Origin of the sequence: Microcoleus sp. Z1_A1 (genome assembly GCF_036700305.1) — a bacterium.
In the GTDB taxonomy this organism is placed as follows: Bacteria; Cyanobacteriota; Cyanobacteriia; order Cyanobacteriales; family Microcoleaceae; genus Microcoleus.
Genome location: NZ_JAUBOR010000002.1, coordinates 57,683 through 76,138, shown reverse-complemented (window position 1 = coordinate 76,138; position 18,456 = coordinate 57,683). Strand labels below are relative to the sequence as shown.

The window sequence follows — 18,456 nt, the reverse complement described above, 5'->3', positions numbered from 1 at the left end:
TTTAGGAATTTCTTACTCCCTCCCCTTACCAAGGGGAGGGTTGGGGTGGGGTAAAAAATTTACGACTCCTGCAAGGATTGCTATATAGGCTAACTCCAAACCCCTATCCAGTAAGTTAATACCTCTCGCCCATCAAAAATCCCAAATAGTCTTACGTCTTCCTTTCCCTATCTAACTCCATTTTTAGCGTTCGTTATTTAACCCCATTAGCTACTACTCCCAAGACTTTAAAATCTGCTACATTTAGTTGATCTAAAGCTTTATTTACCATCCCGCGATCGGTTTTTTCTATTTTTACTATCAGCACTGTACCATCAGTTTGAGACGCTAGTAAATGGCCGTCTGCTAAACCAATTAAAGGTGGCGTATCGTAAATCACTAAATCAAATAACGCTAGAAATTGTTCCATTAAATAGTGCATCTTTCTCGAAGAAAGTAATGTAATTGGGTCTGAGGGAATAGTACCAGCAGTCAGGACAAAAAGATTGTCATCGTCGGGTAATCGCTGAATAGCCTCATTTAAGCTTAAATCAGAACTTAAAACATTACTTAAACCTTTCATATTTGATAAGCCAAGATATGTGTGCAGTTGAGGCACACGCATATTAGCATCCACTAATAATACTCGTTTACCAACAGCAGAAGCAGTTTTAGCTAAATAAAGTGCTACAGTGGACTTACCCTCACCTTTAATGGTCGAAGTGATGGTTAAAGAACTTATTGGGTGTTCAGCATTTAATAATTGAATATTTGTGTATAAGTAGTGAAATGCCTCGACTACAGGAAAATCTTTGTAATTTGAAACTATTATTCGTTTTAAGCTTGCACTGTTAGTATTTGAACTTACGCTAGTGAATTTAGCTGGAACACGTTCACCTCGACCAGATTTAATTTTCATCGCTTTGGCGATCGGAATGACTCCCAAAATAGGGCGTTTAGTTGCTGATTTAATTTCTTCGGGAGTATGGAAAACAGTATTTAAAACTTCTACTAGGAAACCTATAGCAATGCCTAGTAAAGTGCTAATAACGATCGCAATGGCTAGGTGGCGACGGGTTGGTTTTTCTGTTACTGGGTAAAAATCACCATTTTCGTTTGTGATTAACTGTGGTTTAGATATAATTTGCCAAGAGCCATCAATTTGACCAGCATCTAGTTGTAAAGTTTTTTGTTTTTCGAGGAAGAGTTTGAGATTATCTTTAGCTAGTTCTAGTTTTAATTGTATGTCATCATAGCGAAGTTGAGCTTGAGGCATTTGAGTGATTTTTGCTTGCAGTGAATTTTGGCTATTAGTTATCAATCGCTCGCGAGCTTCCAACTGTTTTAGTTGTGATTGCATCTGCAAGAGGACAATATCAGCTTCTTTTTTGATTAAATCACGCAAACTTTGCTGCTTTTCCCGCAAAGATTGAATGGGAAGGCTATTTTCATAAAATTGAGTAGAGCTTAAAGCTAATTGCGACTCTATTTCATTTACTTTGCTAATTAAATTTTCATAGGATTTGGGGCTAATATCAACAATCCAACGATTATCGCCCGTTAACGCTCTTTTTTTGTAGCTTTCATATTGAAGCCTACTTTCTGCCAGTTGTGCTTGCACTTCTAGGCGACGATTAGTTAAATTATCGAGCTGATCTGATAGGCTGCGGCTGCGTACTTCGGGTTGATTAAAGTTATACTGAAGCCTTAACATTTGTAATTCTTGTTGCAATTTATCGACTCTCTGCTGGAGTGGGGGCAGTTGTCGATCTATAAAATCAATACTTTGTTTGCTAACTTTCAAACGCTCTTTATCCATATATTCTAGGTAATATTTTGCAGTTTCATCCAGCACATATTGGATGCGCTTTGGATCTCGATCGCGATAGCTAATATCTATGAGTTTAGTACCACCCTGCTTCCCATCTCGCAAGAAAGTAATACGTTGGATAGTCAAGCGGCTACTGAGACTTTTATAGTCAAATTTTGGATATTTTGTTTGCAATTTATTGACTAATGGTAGTAACACTTCTGGGCTTTTTAAAACCCGCGCTAAACTTTGATAATCCACCGAGGAACCGTCTTCCGCTGATGATTTAATTTTGTTCAAGTCTGTGATGCCTAAACTGTTATTTTGAGCTTGAACCAATAGTTTTGATAGCCGATCGTCAGCCGTAATCGGTTCTGCTAAAACTGTGAATTTTCCTTCATACTCAGTAATAGAGTTTTTGGCAGCCCTGAGCACGAAACTACCGCTTAAAGTAGCTATGCTGGCAGCTACTATGCCCATCACCAGAAGGCGACGTTTGATGACAGCTAGTACCCAATTCATATCAAGAACTTGGTCATCCTCTGCTGGGGTACTAGCTAGGTAATTAGCGGAGGGAGCAGACAAATATTGACCATTAAGGTCATTTTTGATGGAAGACAACAGTTTTTTATCCATAGCAAGAATCTTATTTAATTCCTAATTTCCGAATAGTCTGAGTAGCTCTATCAGTCGGGTGGGAACGAGAATTCCACCAATAATATTACTAGCTGGTGAGAAAACAGTATTAATGTTGTCTACGAATATAGCAGTCCTCGATCGTGCCACTATAATTATGTCATTATCTTGAATCAGTGGGTTGCTTTGAGCGTCGATTCCTTGATTAAAGTTAATTGATACTTGCGATCGAGATATCGTGCCATTAGGATTTAGCCTGATCAGTTCCACATATCTAGAGTTAGCGCGATTTGGTCGAAAACCTCCCGCACTCATAATTGCTTGATTTAAGGTAGTATTAGGAGGTAATTTGAGTCCACCCGGAGCATTGACTTCTCCGATAACACTTACTTGCAAAGTCGCCGGAGCAAAGCTAGCAGTAGCTAGAACAGAAACTTCTCCGGGGTCGATCGCCGTCGCTGTCGGGACAAAGATGATATCCCCTTCTTGTAGTATAGTATCTTGAGAGGTATCTTGTTCTTGCAAATATTGCCAGAGGTTAATAGTTCTAATTTGTTGTTGGCCACTTCTAGTATAACGTTGGAGTTGGATTTGCCGAATATCAGCGATTGATGTTATGCCACCAGCTAGTTGTAGAGATCGAATGATGGTCGGTTGTCCGCTGGTTCTTTCACCATTTCGGGTATCACCACCAATGGCTACATATCTACCCGGACGCTTCACCTCTCCGAATACTGAGACAGTACGGGGTTGATCTGCTGGTATAGAAAAATTAGATTCACTAAGTTGATTTGTTTCTGCTAAATTAATGGTTTCTTGAGGGGGAACCAAGATTTGATCTCCATCTCGCAACGTGATATCTTGGCTGCTCTGACCAGTTTGTAAATAATCCCACAGATTATAAGTGATAGTTATTTCTTTGTTAGCCGTAAGCCGACGCCGCACAATTACTCGTCGAATATCAGCGCTAGCTCGAATACCCCCAGCTTTTTCTAAAGCTTGAGGAAGCGTGGGAAACTGAATCGATGGTCTAGTTCCACCTCCATTAGCTAGGGGTAATAAGTAAGAGCCCGGACGACTTATTTCACCCGATAACCAAATATTAAGCGGGCGGGCAGCTTGTAAGCTGATTGTAACTAAAGGTCTTTTTACGACCTTACCATAAGCTCTAGTGATAACTTGGGCTGCCTGTTCTAAAGTTAATCCTTGAAGGGAAACACTACCAATAATGGGGATTTGAATAGCTCCCCCAGCGGGAATTTGATACTCCCCACTAAGCTGAGGCAGATCGTAGATATCAATTTTAATATTGTCTCCACCACCTAGATAGTAATCAGTATTAATACTTGTTGCGGGGGCTGGCGACTGAGCGAGGTTGGTTTGAGGGTAGGAGAGAGTGAGTACCAGCGCCAGCAGTGGCAGTTGTAAAGCACGGAGAGTAAGCCATTTCATAGGTAGTAACAAATTTATGATAGAGGTAAAGCCATGAAAGATATTTTAAGAATGCCGATGTTTGCGTTGATGCTATTGTGTTTAACGCTTATCGTGTTTGTGACTATTTATATTTTAGCTGCACGCCATCCGAAATTGAGTGGCACATTAGAAAAGATTTTTGTGGGCATACTTTTTTTTACCATCACTGGTGGTTCGGGGATCACGGCAATGCCCTTTACCAAACTCCATCCTAACGTTTTCTACAACTTAGAAACTACACCCCCAACGATGATTGCTCAAATTGCCATTTATGGGGGCATGATATTAATGCTATTTCCCCGCTTAACTAAAACTACCCAAAAAACAGTTTCTATGTGCATTAAATGGATAGCAGGAGACATTTTTTTAGGTTTGTTTTTGTTGATTATGACTTTATCGGGCTTGTGGTCACAAACTCCTGAAATTACTTTTAGGGCTATTTTTGCTATTTGGGTAGTAACACTGGCTTCTATTTATGTAGGGAAAGTGTATAGTTGGTTAGAAATTTATGGATTATTGAGATGGCTAACTGGTTTATTAGCTTTATGGTCACTTGTGAAAACAAATGCAGCGCCAGACGGTTGTTGGACAGGAGTTTTAGGTCATAAAAACCCTTTTTCTTTTCAAATGGCTAATACAGCTTCTTTATGGCTTTTATATGCTTTTAAGGATCGTAAGTATCGATATTTATCATTATTTATAACTTTAATAGCTTTAGTAGGATTGCAAAAAGGTTGTAGTGGTGCTAGTCGGATTTTGACAGTGGTATTAATCAGTTTGTGGAGTTATTTAGCCCTCTTAAAAAAATTACCTGTAAAATGGGCTTTTCTCTGCTTTATCTTATTTTTGGTCGGTAGTATAGGTATAAGTATTTTGGTATTAAATAATTTAGAGGCTATTATTGTGGATGGTTTGAAAAAAGATATGACTTTAACAGGTAGAACCGATTTTTGGCCTTTAATTATTGATCGAATTAATCAAAACAATCCCATATTTGGTTATGGAATACAAGGATTTTGGCAGTGGTGGCGTCGCTCGGAAAATCCCGCTTACGGAATTGTAGTAGCTAAAACTGGTTTTGTGCCACCCCACTCTCACAATGGTTTTATTGATATACTTTGCGAACTGGGTTGGGCCGGACTCTTGTTGTTTATTGGGTCATTTTTGAATAATATATTTAGAGGTATAAAGTACCTAGTTAAAGGACCTTTTCCAGAGTCAGGTTTGCCTTTGTATTTATTAACATTTATGCTAATGACCAATTTGACAGAGGGGGGACTATTGGGGGTTGGTACTTATTGGTGTTGGTATGTAGTTTTATCGGTAAAATTGAGCTTAGATAGGACAGCTAAGGATAATCCACCCTGATGATGTCAGCGTTTGGTCAGGCCTATTAGGAGAATCTTTACAAAGAATAGGCATATCCCCCACTTCTTAAAGAAGTCGGGGCTTTAACACCGATCGCGTTTTACGTTTAATTAAGTGGGCTCACTTAATATGACTCGCAATTGTTTCACTCTCCACCGTTGCTTCCACGGGCCAAGAATTTTCCATCTCTACTGTTTGTTGCGGCTGATAAACTGCCAAGTCGAACCAGAAAGTCGTACCCACATTAACTTCGCTAACTAAATTAATTTTAGTGTGGTGCTTGTCAATAATGTTTCTGACAATAGAAAGACCTAATCCCGTTCCTTCTAAAGTGTGTACTCGGTTTTCTACCCGGAAAAAGCGATCGAATATTGCTTGTTGGTCTTCAGGATCTATGCCAATCCCAGTATCAGAAATTTCGATCCGCACTACCGGAAAATGTTTAGCATCCGGTGACAAGTTTTGGTTGACGGATTGACCGTCTTTGTAGGTGGGCGTCTCCGACTCTAGCAAATACGCTCGAATTGCCACCTTGCCGCCGGACTCAGTAAATTTTAAGGCATTTCCTACTAAATTTGCAAATACTTGCAGCAGCAAATCGTAATGACCTAAAGCAGGCGGCAAATACGGGTCAACTTCTTGCTCTAATTCAATGCCTTTATCCTTAGCATTTAACTGATAAGTCCGCAGGGTTTGTTCCACAGCTTGCGGTAGGTCAACAGCTTCCAAGTGATAAACTCGACAGGATTCCAGTCGCGACAAGTCTAACACGTCGTTTACTAAACGAGTTAGTCGATCGGTTTCTCGATTGGCAATTTCTAGGAATTCCCGGCGCTCGCTTTCTAGAAGGTCTTCTCCGTACTCGTGCAGAGTCTCGATAAAAGATTTGATATTAAATAAAGGCGTTCTCAATTCGTGAGAAACATTGCTGATAAAATTGCTTTTAGCCTCATTTAGTTCTACTTCCCGAGTAATGTCCTGCACTGTCATTGCAATGCCTTTGAGACTTTCTCGGTAATTTCCGGAACCTTGATGCTTGGAGGTTTGCTCGTAGAAAGTACACTCTACAGCTAGCGGGCGTTGTGGTTCGGTACAGGTATTTTGCTCGTGGCGGATGCAGCTTCTGCACAGCGGTTCGGCACCGGGCGCTTTGTGCAGAATGACTGTAGTTAAAACAATGCGAATTGTACGGTTAACTGGTTCGCTCATGGAGATGCGAAATTCGCCGCCGTCGCGATCGCCCGCAGCTATTTCCTGCAAAGGTCTAGCCAACTCCTGCTGCACTTCCGAAGGCAAAATGTTGAGAACATTTACTCCAAGCGCATTTTTGCCTTCCCATCCAAAAATCCGCATCCCTGTCGGATTAACTAAAATCACCTGCAAATTTGCGTCTAATAAAAGCGCGCCATCAGCAATCGTTGATACCAAAGTTTCTAACTTAGCTTTTTCCGCTGTCAGTTCTTCAATATTTTGTTCTTCATAACTTTCGAGTTTCTGGGCCATTTCATTAAAACTGCCAATTAACTCGCCCAATTCTCCGCCTAAAGGCAGGTCAACTCGCTGCTTAAAATTCCCGCTGGCAATGTTTTTGACCCCGAAGACTAATTGTTTTATCGGCTGAGTAATTGTCAGGGCATTAAATACAGCCCCCAAAATGACCATCACCCAAATAGTCACAAATACTGCTAAAGTGACATCCCTAGTCAGATTTGAAGATATAACTGCTGCGGGATTTGGGTTAATGCCGATCGCCAAAACTCCCAAATATTTGTCTTCATGAATTAACGGCACAAATACATCGGTAACTTCTCCATCGGGGGTCAAATGCTGCCGCACCAAAGGCAAAGAAGTTAAATTTCTCGCCTCAATATCGGCGAGAAAATTATCGGGAAGTTTGATCTGGCGGCGCAGTGTCAGGGAAGTCTCCACCTCGGATTCCGAAAAGGGTATCCCCAGAAAAATATCTCCCGCTTCGTCTGCGTAAAGCATATAGCGGACGCTGGAGGTGCTGCTGTAAAATTGGCGGGAAAAGCGGGCGACTTCGGAGCGATCGTTGTTGGCAATCAGCGGCGCCACATTTGCTGCCAACAGCAAGCCGAGGTCGCGGCCGTAACGAGTATCGTTAAGTCGGGCGTCTTGCTGGATAGTATTCACGGCCCAGAATGTCAGGCCACTCATAATTAACGACACTACGAGGGTAGCAGCGGCCATCAGGCGGGTCTGGAGGGTAAAATCCGACCACCAGCGGGCAATAATTTCTCCGATTTTGTTTAGTATGGCCAGCATTTCACCAGTTCACCCGTTCAATATTAAAAGCAAGATAAATTCAGTTGGCTTCAGATAAAATTTTCTGATGCGACTTGTCCGCTACCGCCACCGCAGAGATACCAAACTTCATTGTTACATTTCTACATTGAGATTGCTTGGCTTTCGGATGGCGGTCGATGTCGCAATTCCTAATTTTTATCGCCCAGAGCTCGGCGACCGATGTCCCGACGGCAGTAGACGCCTTCAAATTGGATGCAATCAACTGCTGCATAAGCTGTGGAGATAGCTTGTTCCAAAGTTTCTCCCGCTGCGGTGACGCCCAAAACCCGGCCGCCGTCGCTCACCAACTGCTGGTGCTTCAACTGGGTGCCGGCGTGAAAGACTTCTGCTCCTTTGGCTTCAGCTTCCTCGATACCTGTAATAACTTTGCCTTTTTGATAACTTCCAGGATAGCCCCCAGAAGCCAAAACTACGCAAACAGAGGCCCCCGACTTCCAGCGAATAGAAGATTCACCGAGACGCTGCTGACAGCAGGCGAGCACCAAATCTTCTAAAGGCGTTTCCAGCAGTGACAAAACCGCTTGAGTTTCGGGATCTCCGAAACGGCAGTTGAATTCTAAGACTTTGGGTTCTCCGTCGGGGGTAATCATTAAACCTGCGTAGAGTACACCCCGGTAGTCGATTTTGCGTTTTTGCAGTGCGGAGAGGGTGGGTTCGAGAATTTCTTCTTGAATCCTTTCCATGAGTTCCGGGGTGACAATGGGCGCTGGGGCGTAGGCTCCCATACCGCCGGTGTTGGCTCCCTGGTCGCCTTCGCCGATAGCTTTGTGGTCTTGGGCCGGCAGCAACGGTTCCACTGTGATGCCGTCGGTGAGGGCGAGAATCGAGACTTCTTGACCGGTTAAGAATTCTTCGACGACGACTCGGATGTTGTCGGTGCCGAATTCGCCTCGGAAAATGGTGTTGATGGCGCTGTGAGCCATTTTGACGGTGGTGGCAACGGTGACTCCTTTGCCTGATGCGAGTCCGTCTGCTTTAATGACTATTGGGGTTCCTTGTTCCAGAACGTATGCTTTGGCTGCTTCTGCGTCTGTAAATACGGCAGCTTTGGGTGTGGGGATGCCTGCTTCGAGCATCAGTTCTTTGGCCCAGGATTTGCTGGATTCAATTTGGGCGCCGGCTTTGGTGGGGCCGAAAATCATCATTTTTCGCTGTTGGAAATAGTCGGCGATGCCTAGCGATAGGGGCAATTCGGGGCCGACGATGACTAATCCGATGTTGTTGACCATCGCAAAGCGTTCGATGCCTTGGAAGTCGTCGATGTTGAGCGACAGATTTTGACAGCCTGGGGTGGTAGCTGTGCCGCCGTTCCCAGGCACGCAGAATACTTGTTTAATCCGCGTAGATTCTAGCAGTTTTTTTGCGATCGCGTGTTCGCGACCTCCGTTTCCCACAACTAAAACTTTCACAGTATCCTCACCTATAAATTGTGTTCCCTGAATGTCTGATTTTCAGTGTTGGCATCTGTCTATCTGCTTTTTGCAGTGCTGTCAATTATGCCATGCTTGGCGCTAGGGAATTGCTAGATGTGGCACTTTTCTGGAGGGGTGGGCTTCGACCGCTGTTTCTCAATGGCTGGGAGCGTGCAATAATTAAAGACTTTAGCCGCCCAATTTTTCTGGGTTCTGCCTCGATTTAATCCTGCAATTCAAACTATTTTCTGGCTTTTAACTCTGCAATTACTGTAATTGAGCCAGGGCCAAATAGCGATAAGATAGGCAGGTTAACTTTGCGGAATTTTACTCACATGAAATCAAATCAAACCGCTGCGAGTTCGTCTGCAAAATTTAAGCGGGTGGGCGTTGTCGGCGGCGGCCAGCTAGCTTGGATGATGGGGGATGCTGCTAGGGGGATCGGTATTGAATTGGTAGTACAAACTCCTAATGCTACTGACCCGGCAGTTTCTGTTGCTGCTGGTGCTGTTTTGGCTGCTGTTGATGATGTTTTGGCTACGGCTCAATTGGCGGATGACTGCGATGTTATTACTTTTGAAAATGAGTTTGTGGATTTGGATGGTTTGCGGCCGCTAGAAGAGCAAGGTGTGTTATTTCAGCCGAGTTTGTCGTCGCTTTCTCCTTTGTTGGATAAGTACGTTCAGCGCTGTTATTTACAAGGTTTGGGTTTGCCAACTCCGAGGTTTTGGGAATGGGATTGCAGCGCGGATTTGCCCCCAGAATTGTTTAAGGCGGTGGCGATCGACTTTCCGGCAATTTCTGTTTCCGACAGCGTGCAGATTGCAGGAGACTCAGATGCTGGATCGATCGACTTTCCCTTTGTCGTCAAAGTTCGCCGCCACGGTTATGACGGCCAAGGTACTTTTATTGTTAAGGATCGGGGGAGTTTTGAGTCAATTCGTGCTAAACTCCAAGGTCAGTCTTTGCTAGTGGAAGAGTTTGTGCCGTTCGATCGCGAGTTGGCTGTGATTGCAGCTCGATCGGCAAATGGGGAAATTGCGACTTATCCGATCGTGGAAACTCAGCAGCAAAATCAGGTTTGTCATCTGGTGATTGCGCCCGCTGATATTAGTTTAGAGGTGAAAAATGAAGCTTGTGCGATCGCCCGCACTCTCCTCAACAGTTTGCAAGCTGTCGGCGTATTCGGCATTGAATTATTTTTAACCGCCGACAATAAGCTGTTAGTCAATGAAATTGCACCCCGCACTCACAACTCGGGACATTTTACGATCGATGCTTGCGAAACTTCCCAATTTGAACAGCATTTGCGCGCAGTTTGTCAACTGCCTTTAGGTAATTCGGCTCTGAAATGTGCAGGCGCTGTGATGGTAAATTTGCTAGGCTACGAGTCTGCCCAGTCCGATTATTTAGCAAAAAGACAACAACTGGCACAAATTAGTGGTGCTTTTGTCCATTGGTATGGTAAGGAAGTATCGCGTCCGGGCCGCAAACTCGGTCACGTTACAGTTGTGCTCGACGCGGACTTGGTGGCTCAGGGGCGATCGCAAGCACTGGCGATCGCTCAAACCGTAGAATCCATCTGGTATGCAAGTTAAATTGCTCGAAGCTTGCCAAAATCGGGTTAGTTGGTATATATTTAATAAAGGTTCTACTGCGACGTTGGTGACTGCCAATAATGTTTTTTTGATCTATAACTCTTAACTCTCGGGAATCAAGATGTTTGGACAGCAGTAAACTGGGCTTGTACCCAGAAACTTTAAGTCCGAGCCAACGGTACCCACCTGGTAAAATACCAGGTCAAAAGCTGAGGTAAGACGGCGTTGCGGGGAACCATTAAAATTTGGATAGAGATAGGCGCTGTGAAATATGGCTAGCCTATTTTTTTTTGAGATAAGCTGTTGCATATTTAAACTATACAAGCATTACCCTTGTTTTTGATTTGGCGACCCCATTTAATTATTAATTGTCCTTCATTTAAGAGGATCTGCAATAAATACTCCAGCTCTTCAATAGATGTAAAAAGTCGATTTGCAATATATTTTATCGAAAAATAACGGATATGGAATGAGAATTAAATAACTTAGAATGCGTGATGGTTCTTGTGGGTTAGGCGTCCCGCCCGCCCTGAATATACAATTTAAATGCGCGACAGCTTAGCAGTCTATTTGCAAATTTGAGATGTTCCCAATCATCTTGCGATCGCCCTGGTAATAATTTCCACAAACTGATGCAGTAAAGCAGTCATTCTATTTTAGATTTTAGATTTTGGATTTTGGATTGAACCCACGGATAAATTCGGGGGCTTGAGGATTTTAGATTTGAGATTTTGGATTGATTCCACGGATAAATTACGTGGCGGGTACCACCTTTGAAATTCTTGGTCAACTCTCAGCAAAATCTCCGGCGTGGAATCGATCGCCCTTCCAATAAAAATATTTAACCAAGGTGGGCAAAAGCCCACCCTAATTCCTACTTCCCTACAGTGAAATACTCATTCTTAGCATACACGCTAATAATGCAGTCTCCCACTTCAAAAAACATCCCCTCTTGCTCATCTTTAGAAAATTGCAAGTTGCCGTATTTAGAATTAATTTCCTCAGCAGTCGCCGCTTTTGCCTCCATTTCATCCGGGATAAGTCCAGTAGAACCGATATAGAAAACCAGCGGTGAAACTTTTTCCCTGTACACTTTTTCAGCATAAGCTTCCAGTCGCTCATTCGCATTAGCTAAAGCAGCGACAAATTCGTCTCGCTTGACATCTTCTCCCTGCCATTTCGCTTGCAAAAGGCGCAGCAAACTATCTGCACCCACTTTGGCTAAAGTAGCGCTAACAATTCCGTTATCCTCCAACCCCAAAAACTCATCAAAAATCAGTTTCATCAAGTCGTCAACTTTGGTGATTTTTGTTCGGGATGACAGCGTTTTGTGGGCGAAGACAACAGGCTCATCTAAGGTGATGTCAAATGTCGGTTTTGCTAGCTTTTCGCCCGTGTTTTTGTGGTAAACTTCATAAAGGCGATCGAGAAATTTGTTGGCCGAGTGCAACTTGCCGAAGTTGAGGATGTTTTTGCTGCCGATGTCGATTTTGTAGCTGACTCGCGAATCTACTGAACCGTTGGCGATCGCACTTTTTAAATCTGTGTATTCTGTCGTCGTCGGAAAGTTGATGTAAAGGCTTTTTGACAGATAATGCTGTTTCACTTCTTCCAATTGTTCCGCAGTGTAAGCCTCAGATTCCTCCTTCAAATGAGCCGAGAGAATGCTAGAGAGAATTTTGATTTCTGCTAGTTCCTCAAACACTCCGTCAATGCTGCCGTAACGCCCGTCAAAAGGCACGAGGGGCAAAGTCTCTAACTTAATATCGTACTCGGAACGGAAGTCAAATTATTGCACGGGCGAACCGTTTTTTTCAAGGAGACCGCATTTTTTGAGCAAATCAAACACAGGTTTGCTGCTGATTTTGGTTCGCAGCGACTTAATATTAACTTCGCCGTCGCTGACAATGGTATAATTGTTGAAAGTATTGAGGTCTGTAACTAGAATTCCCGCCACTTCGGCGATTAAAGTTTCATCCTCAACTTTTACCAGCTTAGCTTTTCGGGTAATCAGCATATTGATGGTAGCGGTATTTTGATTGATGGCAAATGAACCCATTTGCACGTATTCGCCACCATCTAAGAATTCAGTTTTCAGCCAAGGCTTGACAAGGTTGCCGTTTTCGTCTCGCTTTCCTTCAATTCGCTTCAAACCTTTTCGCTGATAATTTTCTTGCAAGTGTTTCAAGTTGATGATGATGCTGTTGCTGTTTTCCTCCAATATCTTGATTAACTCCAGCAGGGAAATTTTATCGCTGACTTTTACCCGATCGCCAATTTCATGATTTTTCAACACATCAGGCGCAAAAACAGCCTGTTCCAAATCTTCCGTAAACTCGGCTATTTGGGCATTTGTCAAAGCTTTCGCGTGTTTTTCCGTCAAAGTAGCATCGAAGGTGCTCGCCAGCGCATACTTAGCCGTATTTAAATTGCCGTCAGCGAGGTTAGCTTTCGCAAAAGCCAACACCGACCACGAATTTCTTCATGTGGTACCCGCCACGTGATTTATCCGTGGAATCAATCCCAAATCGAAAATCGAAAATCACTTATTGCCCCCGCATTTATCCCTGGGGTCAATCCAAAATCTAAAATCTAAAATCTAAAATCGAATGACTCATCAGTTTGAGCAACGGGAACATCTAATTTGTCATACTCATCTTTGGCGACTTTCTGATATTTGTAAAACAGTCCGCGATCGTCTGCTTTCAGCCCGCAGATTTTCAGCGTACTCGATGAACCGTTGATTTTCTTGCCACTTTTGGAAACAAAAACTTGATAATCATATTCCTTAATTAACGGTTCTTCCAGCGGCGGTGCAACGGAACTGCCTAACAGTTTTGTGCTGTCGTAAAGAGCATCATAAACCATTTTAACTTCGCCCGCGCGGATGCAATTTCCCGATAATGTGTTGGCGATTTTGGAGAGAAGTTTGAAGTCAGCAGAGGCATAGGATATGGTGTTGGCAAACACATCCATGTCTTTGAGTTCTTCGCAAATTTCCCCTAGTTTTGCAGCTTCCGAATTGGCACTTGGGTCATTTGCATAGCCGTCTGTGTGCAAATTTATCGCTGTCATTTCTCCCGCTTTAACCAGAGATTTAGCGAGTTGCATCGACTGCGATATGCAGGTAGAGCCAGCCGTGTGGATTTTTTGAATTTCTTTGATGTATGGAGAGTCAAACTTCAGCACTTCTTGAATGGGAATTCGCTGGAAATGACAAATTACGTCCCCATTGCCAGCATAGGAAATCAGGCTGACGATTAGCTTGTAATTGTTGTACTCGTCTAAGGTCAAAAGCTTGATTAGGGTTTCTTTCAGCGGTTCTAAGTCATAATACATTGAGCCGGAACGGTCGATGATGATGATGCTGTGAGCGACGGATTTTTCTGGGATATCGCCTGGTGTTCTCTCTAAATTAATGCGATCGACTAGATAGAATGCCTTGGCGTTTCCGGCAAAATTGTAGAGGGTAAACTTGGTGCGAGTATTGGAGGCTGCTTGGCTGCTGGAACGTTTGACTTGAGATGATTGTTTTGCTTGCCGTGCCATAGTTTTCACCTATGTTGACTTATTCATCAACTTAATCATGACACGCGCTTCTGTGGATGTCAAGGCCTGTGTGGAAAATTATCTGCAAAGCTGAATAAGCATTAATATTTAGCAAAGGTTGCCAAAAGTAGTGGATGTGCATCAAGGCCACAGAAGCCGGGTTTTTTACCGAATCTGCGGGTAACAACAAAATATTTTCGTAAAAAAACCCGGTTTCTAACTTACGGCGCCAGTCCTAAAATATTTAGTCAATCATGGTTTATTTAGAAAATCCGCTGCTCAAACTTTATCTAAATGTAATCGGATGGGTGACGTTGGGATTCATTCTCGGCCGCCTGCTACCGAGAAGCTATTCTACATATTTAGCCAAGTTTCTTTTCTTCTGTGGCACGCCATTGAGCATTGTTGCTTTTATCCGCAGCGCCAATTTGTCGGGCGCTATTTGGATGGCGCCGCTGATAGCTTGGGCGGCAATTCTAGCAGGTGGAGGACTCGCTGGGATTTTGATAAATTTCGGTGTCGGCGAGGAACGTTTCAAGAGTCTTAATCCGGCCCAAAATAGCCCGGAACACACCAGCGCTTGGAGTTTGCCCACTAAAGGCAGCTTTTTATTGGCAACGATGCTGGGTAATACGGGTTTTTTAGGCATTCCCGTCACCTTGTCCTTATTAGGTTCGGAACACTTTGCCTGGGCGTTGTTTTACGACTTGCTAGGCACTACGATGGGAATGAATATACTGGGAGTTGCTATTGCTTCTCACTGCGGTAAAAGCGATCGCCGTCAGGGTTGGTTAACACCCCTGCTGGCAATCTTTCAGAATCCGGCACTGTGGGCTTTTGGTTTAGGATTTATCTCGCGCAGCTTGCCGCTGTCGGCACCAATCGCAGAATTGTTAACAACAGGTGCTTGGACGGTAATTACTTTAGCTTTAATTACGATCGGGATGCAGTTGAGCAAGTTGAATTCCTTGCACAACCTCAAACCAGTTTTGGCTTGTCTGGCGATTAAAATGCTGTTTATTCCCTTGGTAATTGGCACGGGATTAACGTTTTTTGGCATCGCAGGCGCGCCGCGACTCGTGCTAGTGCTGCAAATGGCGATGCCTCCTGCTTTTGGTACTACGTTGTTGGCAGAAGCTTTCAATCTCGATCGCGAATTAGCCGTAACAGCGATCGGTCTCGGCTGCGTTAGTTTATTATTCACTATTCCAATATGGATGAGGCTCTTTAATTTTTAATAAAAATAGGATTGGGTCAGTTTTAAAAGTGTATTTCAGTGATACCCATCACAATTTTTGAGCGCTATATGTCATATTAATTTAACAATCACTGGACAGGGAAAGTGTATTGGCTTCTCCTAATGTGGAAATAGCCCGTGGAGGACGGGAAGAATATAAGTATGGCAAGTATAAATTTTAGATTGACAGGTTATCAAATTCTCGATCGCATTTACTCAGGAACTCGCACCCTAGTTTATCGAGCTTTCCGTATTGACGACAAACAGCCAGTCGCCATCAAAGTCTTGCGGAATAATTATCCCAGCTTCAGCGAACTGGTGCAATTTCGTAATCAGTACACGATCGCCAAAAACCTCAACTTGCCCGGAATCATCGAAACCTACAGCTTAGAAACCTACCACAACAGCTATGCGTTGGTAATGGAAGACTTTGGGGGAATTTCTCTAAAAGAATGGACGGAAGAAAGGGAAACTGGGCCGTCTCTGATGGAGTTTTTGCAAGTTGGGATCGACCTGAGTGATACATTAGATATACTCTATCGCCACCGGATAATTCACAAAGACATTAAACCCGCCAATATTTTAATTAATCCGCATACAAAACAAGTCAAACTCATTGACTTTAGTATTGCATCTTTGCTGCCGCGAGAAACTCAAACCCTGATGAATCCTAACGTACTGGAAGGAACACTCGGCTATTTGTCTCCCGAACAAACGGGAAGGATGAATCGCGGCATAGACTACCGCACAGACTTTTACTCTTTGGGCGTAACTTTTTACCAATTGCTGGCGGGACAATTGCCGTTTCAATCCAACGATGCGATGGAATTGCTACACTGTCATATTGCCAAGCAACCACCATCACTGCATCAAATCAATCCTGAAATCCCGCCCGTACTTTCGGAGATTGTCAGCAAATTAATGGCGAAAAATGCCGAAGACCGCTATCAGAGTGCGTTGGGGCTGAAATTCGATTTAGAATATTGTTTGGAGCAACTTGAAGAAAACGGTAGGATAAAGAGTTTTGCGATCGCGCAGAGGGATGTTGGCGATCGATTCACTATACCAGAAAAACTTTATGGTCGCGAAACAGAAGTAGAAACCCTACTCGAAGCCTTCGATCGCGTCAGTAGTGACCGAACTGAAATGATGCTAGTAGGTGGTTTTTCTGGCATTGGAAAAACTGCAATTGTAAATGAAGTTCAAAAACCAATTGTCCGCCAGCGCGGCTATTTTATCAAAGGTAAATTTGACAAATTTAACCGCAACATTCCTTTCTCAGCTTTTGTGCAAGCATTTCGAGACTTAATGGGACAATTGTTGAGCGAAAGTGACGAGGAGTTGAAAAAATGGCAAACTCAAATATTGCAAGCACTGGGTGATAACGCACAAGTCATTATTGAAGTAATTCCCGAACTCTAAAAAATTATTGGCCAACAATCACCTGCACTAGAATTATCAGGAACAGCGGCAAAAAATCGGTTTAATTTGCTGTTCCAAAACTTTATTAAGGTGTTCACAAAACCCAAACATCCCCTGGTGATGTTTTTGGATGACTTGCAGTGGGCAGATTCCGCCTCGCTGCGGTTAATGGAAATGCTGGTGGCCGATGCGACAATCGGCTATTTATTAGTAATTGGTGTCTACCGAGATAATGAAGTGTTTGCAGCACATCCGTTGATGCTGACACTGGATGCAATGGCAAAAGCTGGGGCGACGGTGAATACTCTGACGCTGGAACCGTTGAGTTCAGAAAGTCTCAATCATTTGGTTGCTGATACGCTCAATTGTGCTCCATATTGGGCAAAACCGTTGGCGGATTTGCTGGCACAAAAAACCCAGGGAAATCCCTTTTTTGCAACGCAGTTTCTCAAAGCACTGCATCAGGATGGGCTGATTGAGTTTGATCGGCTTGCTGGTTATTGGCAGTGCGATATTGTGCGAGTTAGGGAGGCAGCGCTGACGGATGATGTGGTCGAGTTTATGGCGTTGCAGTTGCAAAAATTGCCGCCAGCGACTCAGAATGTGTTGAAGTTGGCTGCTTGTGTTGGTAATCAGTTTGATTTGGGGACTTTGGCAGTTGTTTCCGAGCAATTGGAAACGGAAACGGCGGCGGATTTGTGGAAGGCTTTGCAAGAGGGGTTAATCCTGCCTGAAAGTGAAGTCTACAAGTTTTATATGGGGCGAGAAAGACAGGAGGAGGCCGAAAATTCGGAGGTGGTGAATTACAAGTTTTTGCACGATCGCGTTCAGCAAGCTGCCTATTCTTTAATTCCCGAACAAGAGCGATCGCGCGTTCACTATCAGATTGGACAATTGCCGATCCAGCAAATTTCACCCGCAGCTATAGAAGAGGAAATTTTTTCAGTTGTCAATCAGTTGAATTATGGTATTGCGCTGATTGAAAACCAAACAGAACGATCTGAATTGGCGCAACTCAACCTCACGGCTTGCCGCAAAGCCAGAGGCGCTACTGCTTATCAAGCTGCTCGCGATTATGCTGCGATCGGGCTAAATTTGCTGGGAGAGAGCGCTTGGCAACGACAGTACGAGATGACCTTGAACTTGCACGACATAGCAGCAGAAGTGGCTTCACTCTGTGGTGATTTTGACCAGATGAATCAGTGGATTGACACTGTGATTTATCATACCAGAACTCCCCTAGAGCGAGTGAGCGTTTACATCGTCAAAATTCAGGCATTATCGTCCCAGAACAAGTTTTTAGAAGCAATTGCTATCGGTTTGTTGAGTCTAAAAGAACTAGGAGTTGAGTTGCCCGATCGCCCTACATCAGAAGATATTCAGCAAGCAGTGCAGGAAATTAATAGCTCGATCGGCGATCGACCGATTGAAGAGTTATTCGAGCTGCCAGCGATAGTGGATGCCCAAAAACTGGCCACCATGCAAGTGGCGGCAAGTATGGTGTCAGTTTGTTATGTGGTCGGTTGGTCTTTGTTTGCGTTGGTGACTGCCTTACAGGTAAATTTATCAAAAATTTGGGTTTAAAACCCTGTCCTTCTAGGACGGCTTTAATTTCTTAAAACTTCTTTCAACAAGTCCAGTAAG

General features: G+C 43.6%; 10 protein-coding genes, 1 other RNA gene and 2 pseudogenes. 5 read left to right on the top strand and 8 right to left on the bottom strand.

Annotated features, from left to right (window positions below):
• Positions 1-193: 193 nt before the first annotated feature.
• Both QT973_RS01505 and QT973_RS01500 read right to left on the bottom strand, forming a co-directional pair.
• Entirely contained in the window at positions 194-2,425 is a 2,232-nt protein-coding gene (locus tag QT973_RS01505) for a polysaccharide biosynthesis tyrosine autokinase (RefSeq protein WP_333373289.1), read from the bottom strand.
• A gap of 21 nt (positions 2,426-2,446) precedes the next feature.
• On the bottom strand, positions 2,447-3,877 hold the full coding sequence (locus QT973_RS01500; protein WP_333053699.1) for an SLBB domain-containing protein: 1,431 nt from the start codon (positions 3,875-3,877) through the stop codon (positions 2,447-2,449).
• 33 nt (positions 3,878-3,910) lie between these two features.
• On the opposite strand from QT973_RS01500, the gene QT973_RS01495 reads away from it, so the two are divergent.
• Positions 3,911-5,266, top strand: a complete 1,356-nt coding sequence (locus QT973_RS01495) for an O-antigen ligase family protein (RefSeq protein WP_333053698.1) — start codon at positions 3,911-3,913, stop codon at positions 5,264-5,266.
• Positions 5,267-5,386: 120 nt separating this feature from the next.
• On the opposite strand, the gene QT973_RS01490 is transcribed toward QT973_RS01495, so the two are convergent.
• Positions 5,387-7,552: an ATP-binding protein gene (locus tag QT973_RS01490; protein WP_333312632.1), complete on the bottom strand. Its 2,166-nt coding sequence runs from the start codon at positions 7,550-7,552 to the stop codon at positions 5,387-5,389.
• A gap of 170 nt (positions 7,553-7,722) precedes the next feature.
• Positions 7,723-9,003, bottom strand: a complete 1,281-nt coding sequence (gene purD / locus QT973_RS01485) for a phosphoribosylamine--glycine ligase (RefSeq protein WP_333208178.1) — start codon at positions 9,001-9,003, stop codon at positions 7,723-7,725.
• Positions 9,004-9,341: 338 nt separating this feature from the next.
• Here purD and QT973_RS01480 point away from each other — a divergent pair, with 338 nt between their 5' ends.
• Both QT973_RS01480 and ssrS read left to right on the top strand, forming a co-directional pair.
• Positions 9,342-10,604: a 5-(carboxyamino)imidazole ribonucleotide synthase gene (locus QT973_RS01480; RefSeq protein ID WP_333390400.1), complete on the top strand. Its 1,263-nt coding sequence runs from the start codon at positions 9,342-9,344 to the stop codon at positions 10,602-10,604.
• Positions 10,605-10,654: 50 nt separating this feature from the next.
• Positions 10,655-10,842: non-coding RNA, 6S RNA (gene ssrS / locus QT973_RS01475), on the top strand.
• Positions 10,843-10,915: 73 nt separating this feature from the next.
• Here the strand turns inward: ssrS and QT973_RS01470 are convergent.
• The 4 genes and pseudogenes from QT973_RS01470 to QT973_RS01455 all read right to left on the bottom strand — a co-directional run.
• Positions 10,916-11,050 (bottom strand): annotated as a pseudogene (locus QT973_RS01470) (IS630 family transposase); the annotation flags it as partial.
• 428 nt (positions 11,051-11,478) lie between these two features.
• Complete coding sequence (locus QT973_RS01465) at positions 11,479-12,354, bottom strand: hypothetical protein (protein ID WP_333390397.1); 876 nt, start codon at positions 12,352-12,354, stop codon at positions 11,479-11,481.
• 39 nt (positions 12,355-12,393) lie between these two features.
• Positions 12,394-13,068, bottom strand: a complete 675-nt coding sequence (locus tag QT973_RS01460) for a hypothetical protein (RefSeq protein ID WP_333390394.1) — start codon at positions 13,066-13,068, stop codon at positions 12,394-12,396.
• Between the two features lie 128 nt (positions 13,069-13,196).
• Complete coding sequence (locus QT973_RS01455; protein ID WP_333053692.1) at positions 13,197-14,153, bottom strand: hypothetical protein; 957 nt, start codon at positions 14,151-14,153, stop codon at positions 13,197-13,199.
• A gap of 254 nt (positions 14,154-14,407) precedes the next feature.
• Here QT973_RS01455 and QT973_RS01450 point away from each other — a divergent pair, with 254 nt between their 5' ends.
• Positions 14,408-15,391, top strand: coding sequence for an AEC family transporter (locus tag QT973_RS01450; RefSeq protein ID WP_333390390.1), 984 nt, complete (start codon positions 14,408-14,410; stop codon positions 15,389-15,391).
• A 161-nt stretch (positions 15,392-15,552) separates the two neighbouring features.
• Positions 15,553-18,381: pseudogene (locus tag QT973_RS01445) on the top strand (ATP-binding protein); the annotation flags it as partial.
• Positions 18,382-18,456: the final 75 nt, after the last annotated feature.

Coding starts and splice junctions, on each gene's coding strand:
- QT973_RS01505 (WP_333373289.1), bottom strand. CDS start 2,425: ATGGATAAAAAACTGTTGTCTTCCATCAAAAATGACCTTAATGGTCAA.
- QT973_RS01500 (WP_333053699.1), bottom strand. CDS start 3,877: ATGAAATGGCTTACTCTCCGTGCTTTACAACTGCCACTGCTGGCGCTG.
- QT973_RS01495 (WP_333053698.1), top strand. CDS start 3,911: ATGAAAGATATTTTAAGAATGCCGATGTTTGCGTTGATGCTATTGTGT.
- QT973_RS01490 (WP_333312632.1), bottom strand. CDS start 7,552: ATGCTGGCCATACTAAACAAAATCGGAGAAATTATTGCCCGCTGGTGG.
- QT973_RS01480 (WP_333390400.1), top strand. CDS start 9,342: ATGAAATCAAATCAAACCGCTGCGAGTTCGTCTGCAAAATTTAAGCGG.
- QT973_RS01455 (WP_333053692.1), bottom strand. CDS start 14,153: ATGGCACGGCAAGCAAAACAATCATCTCAAGTCAAACGTTCCAGCAGC.
- QT973_RS01450 (WP_333390390.1), top strand. CDS start 14,408: ATGGTTTATTTAGAAAATCCGCTGCTCAAACTTTATCTAAATGTAATC.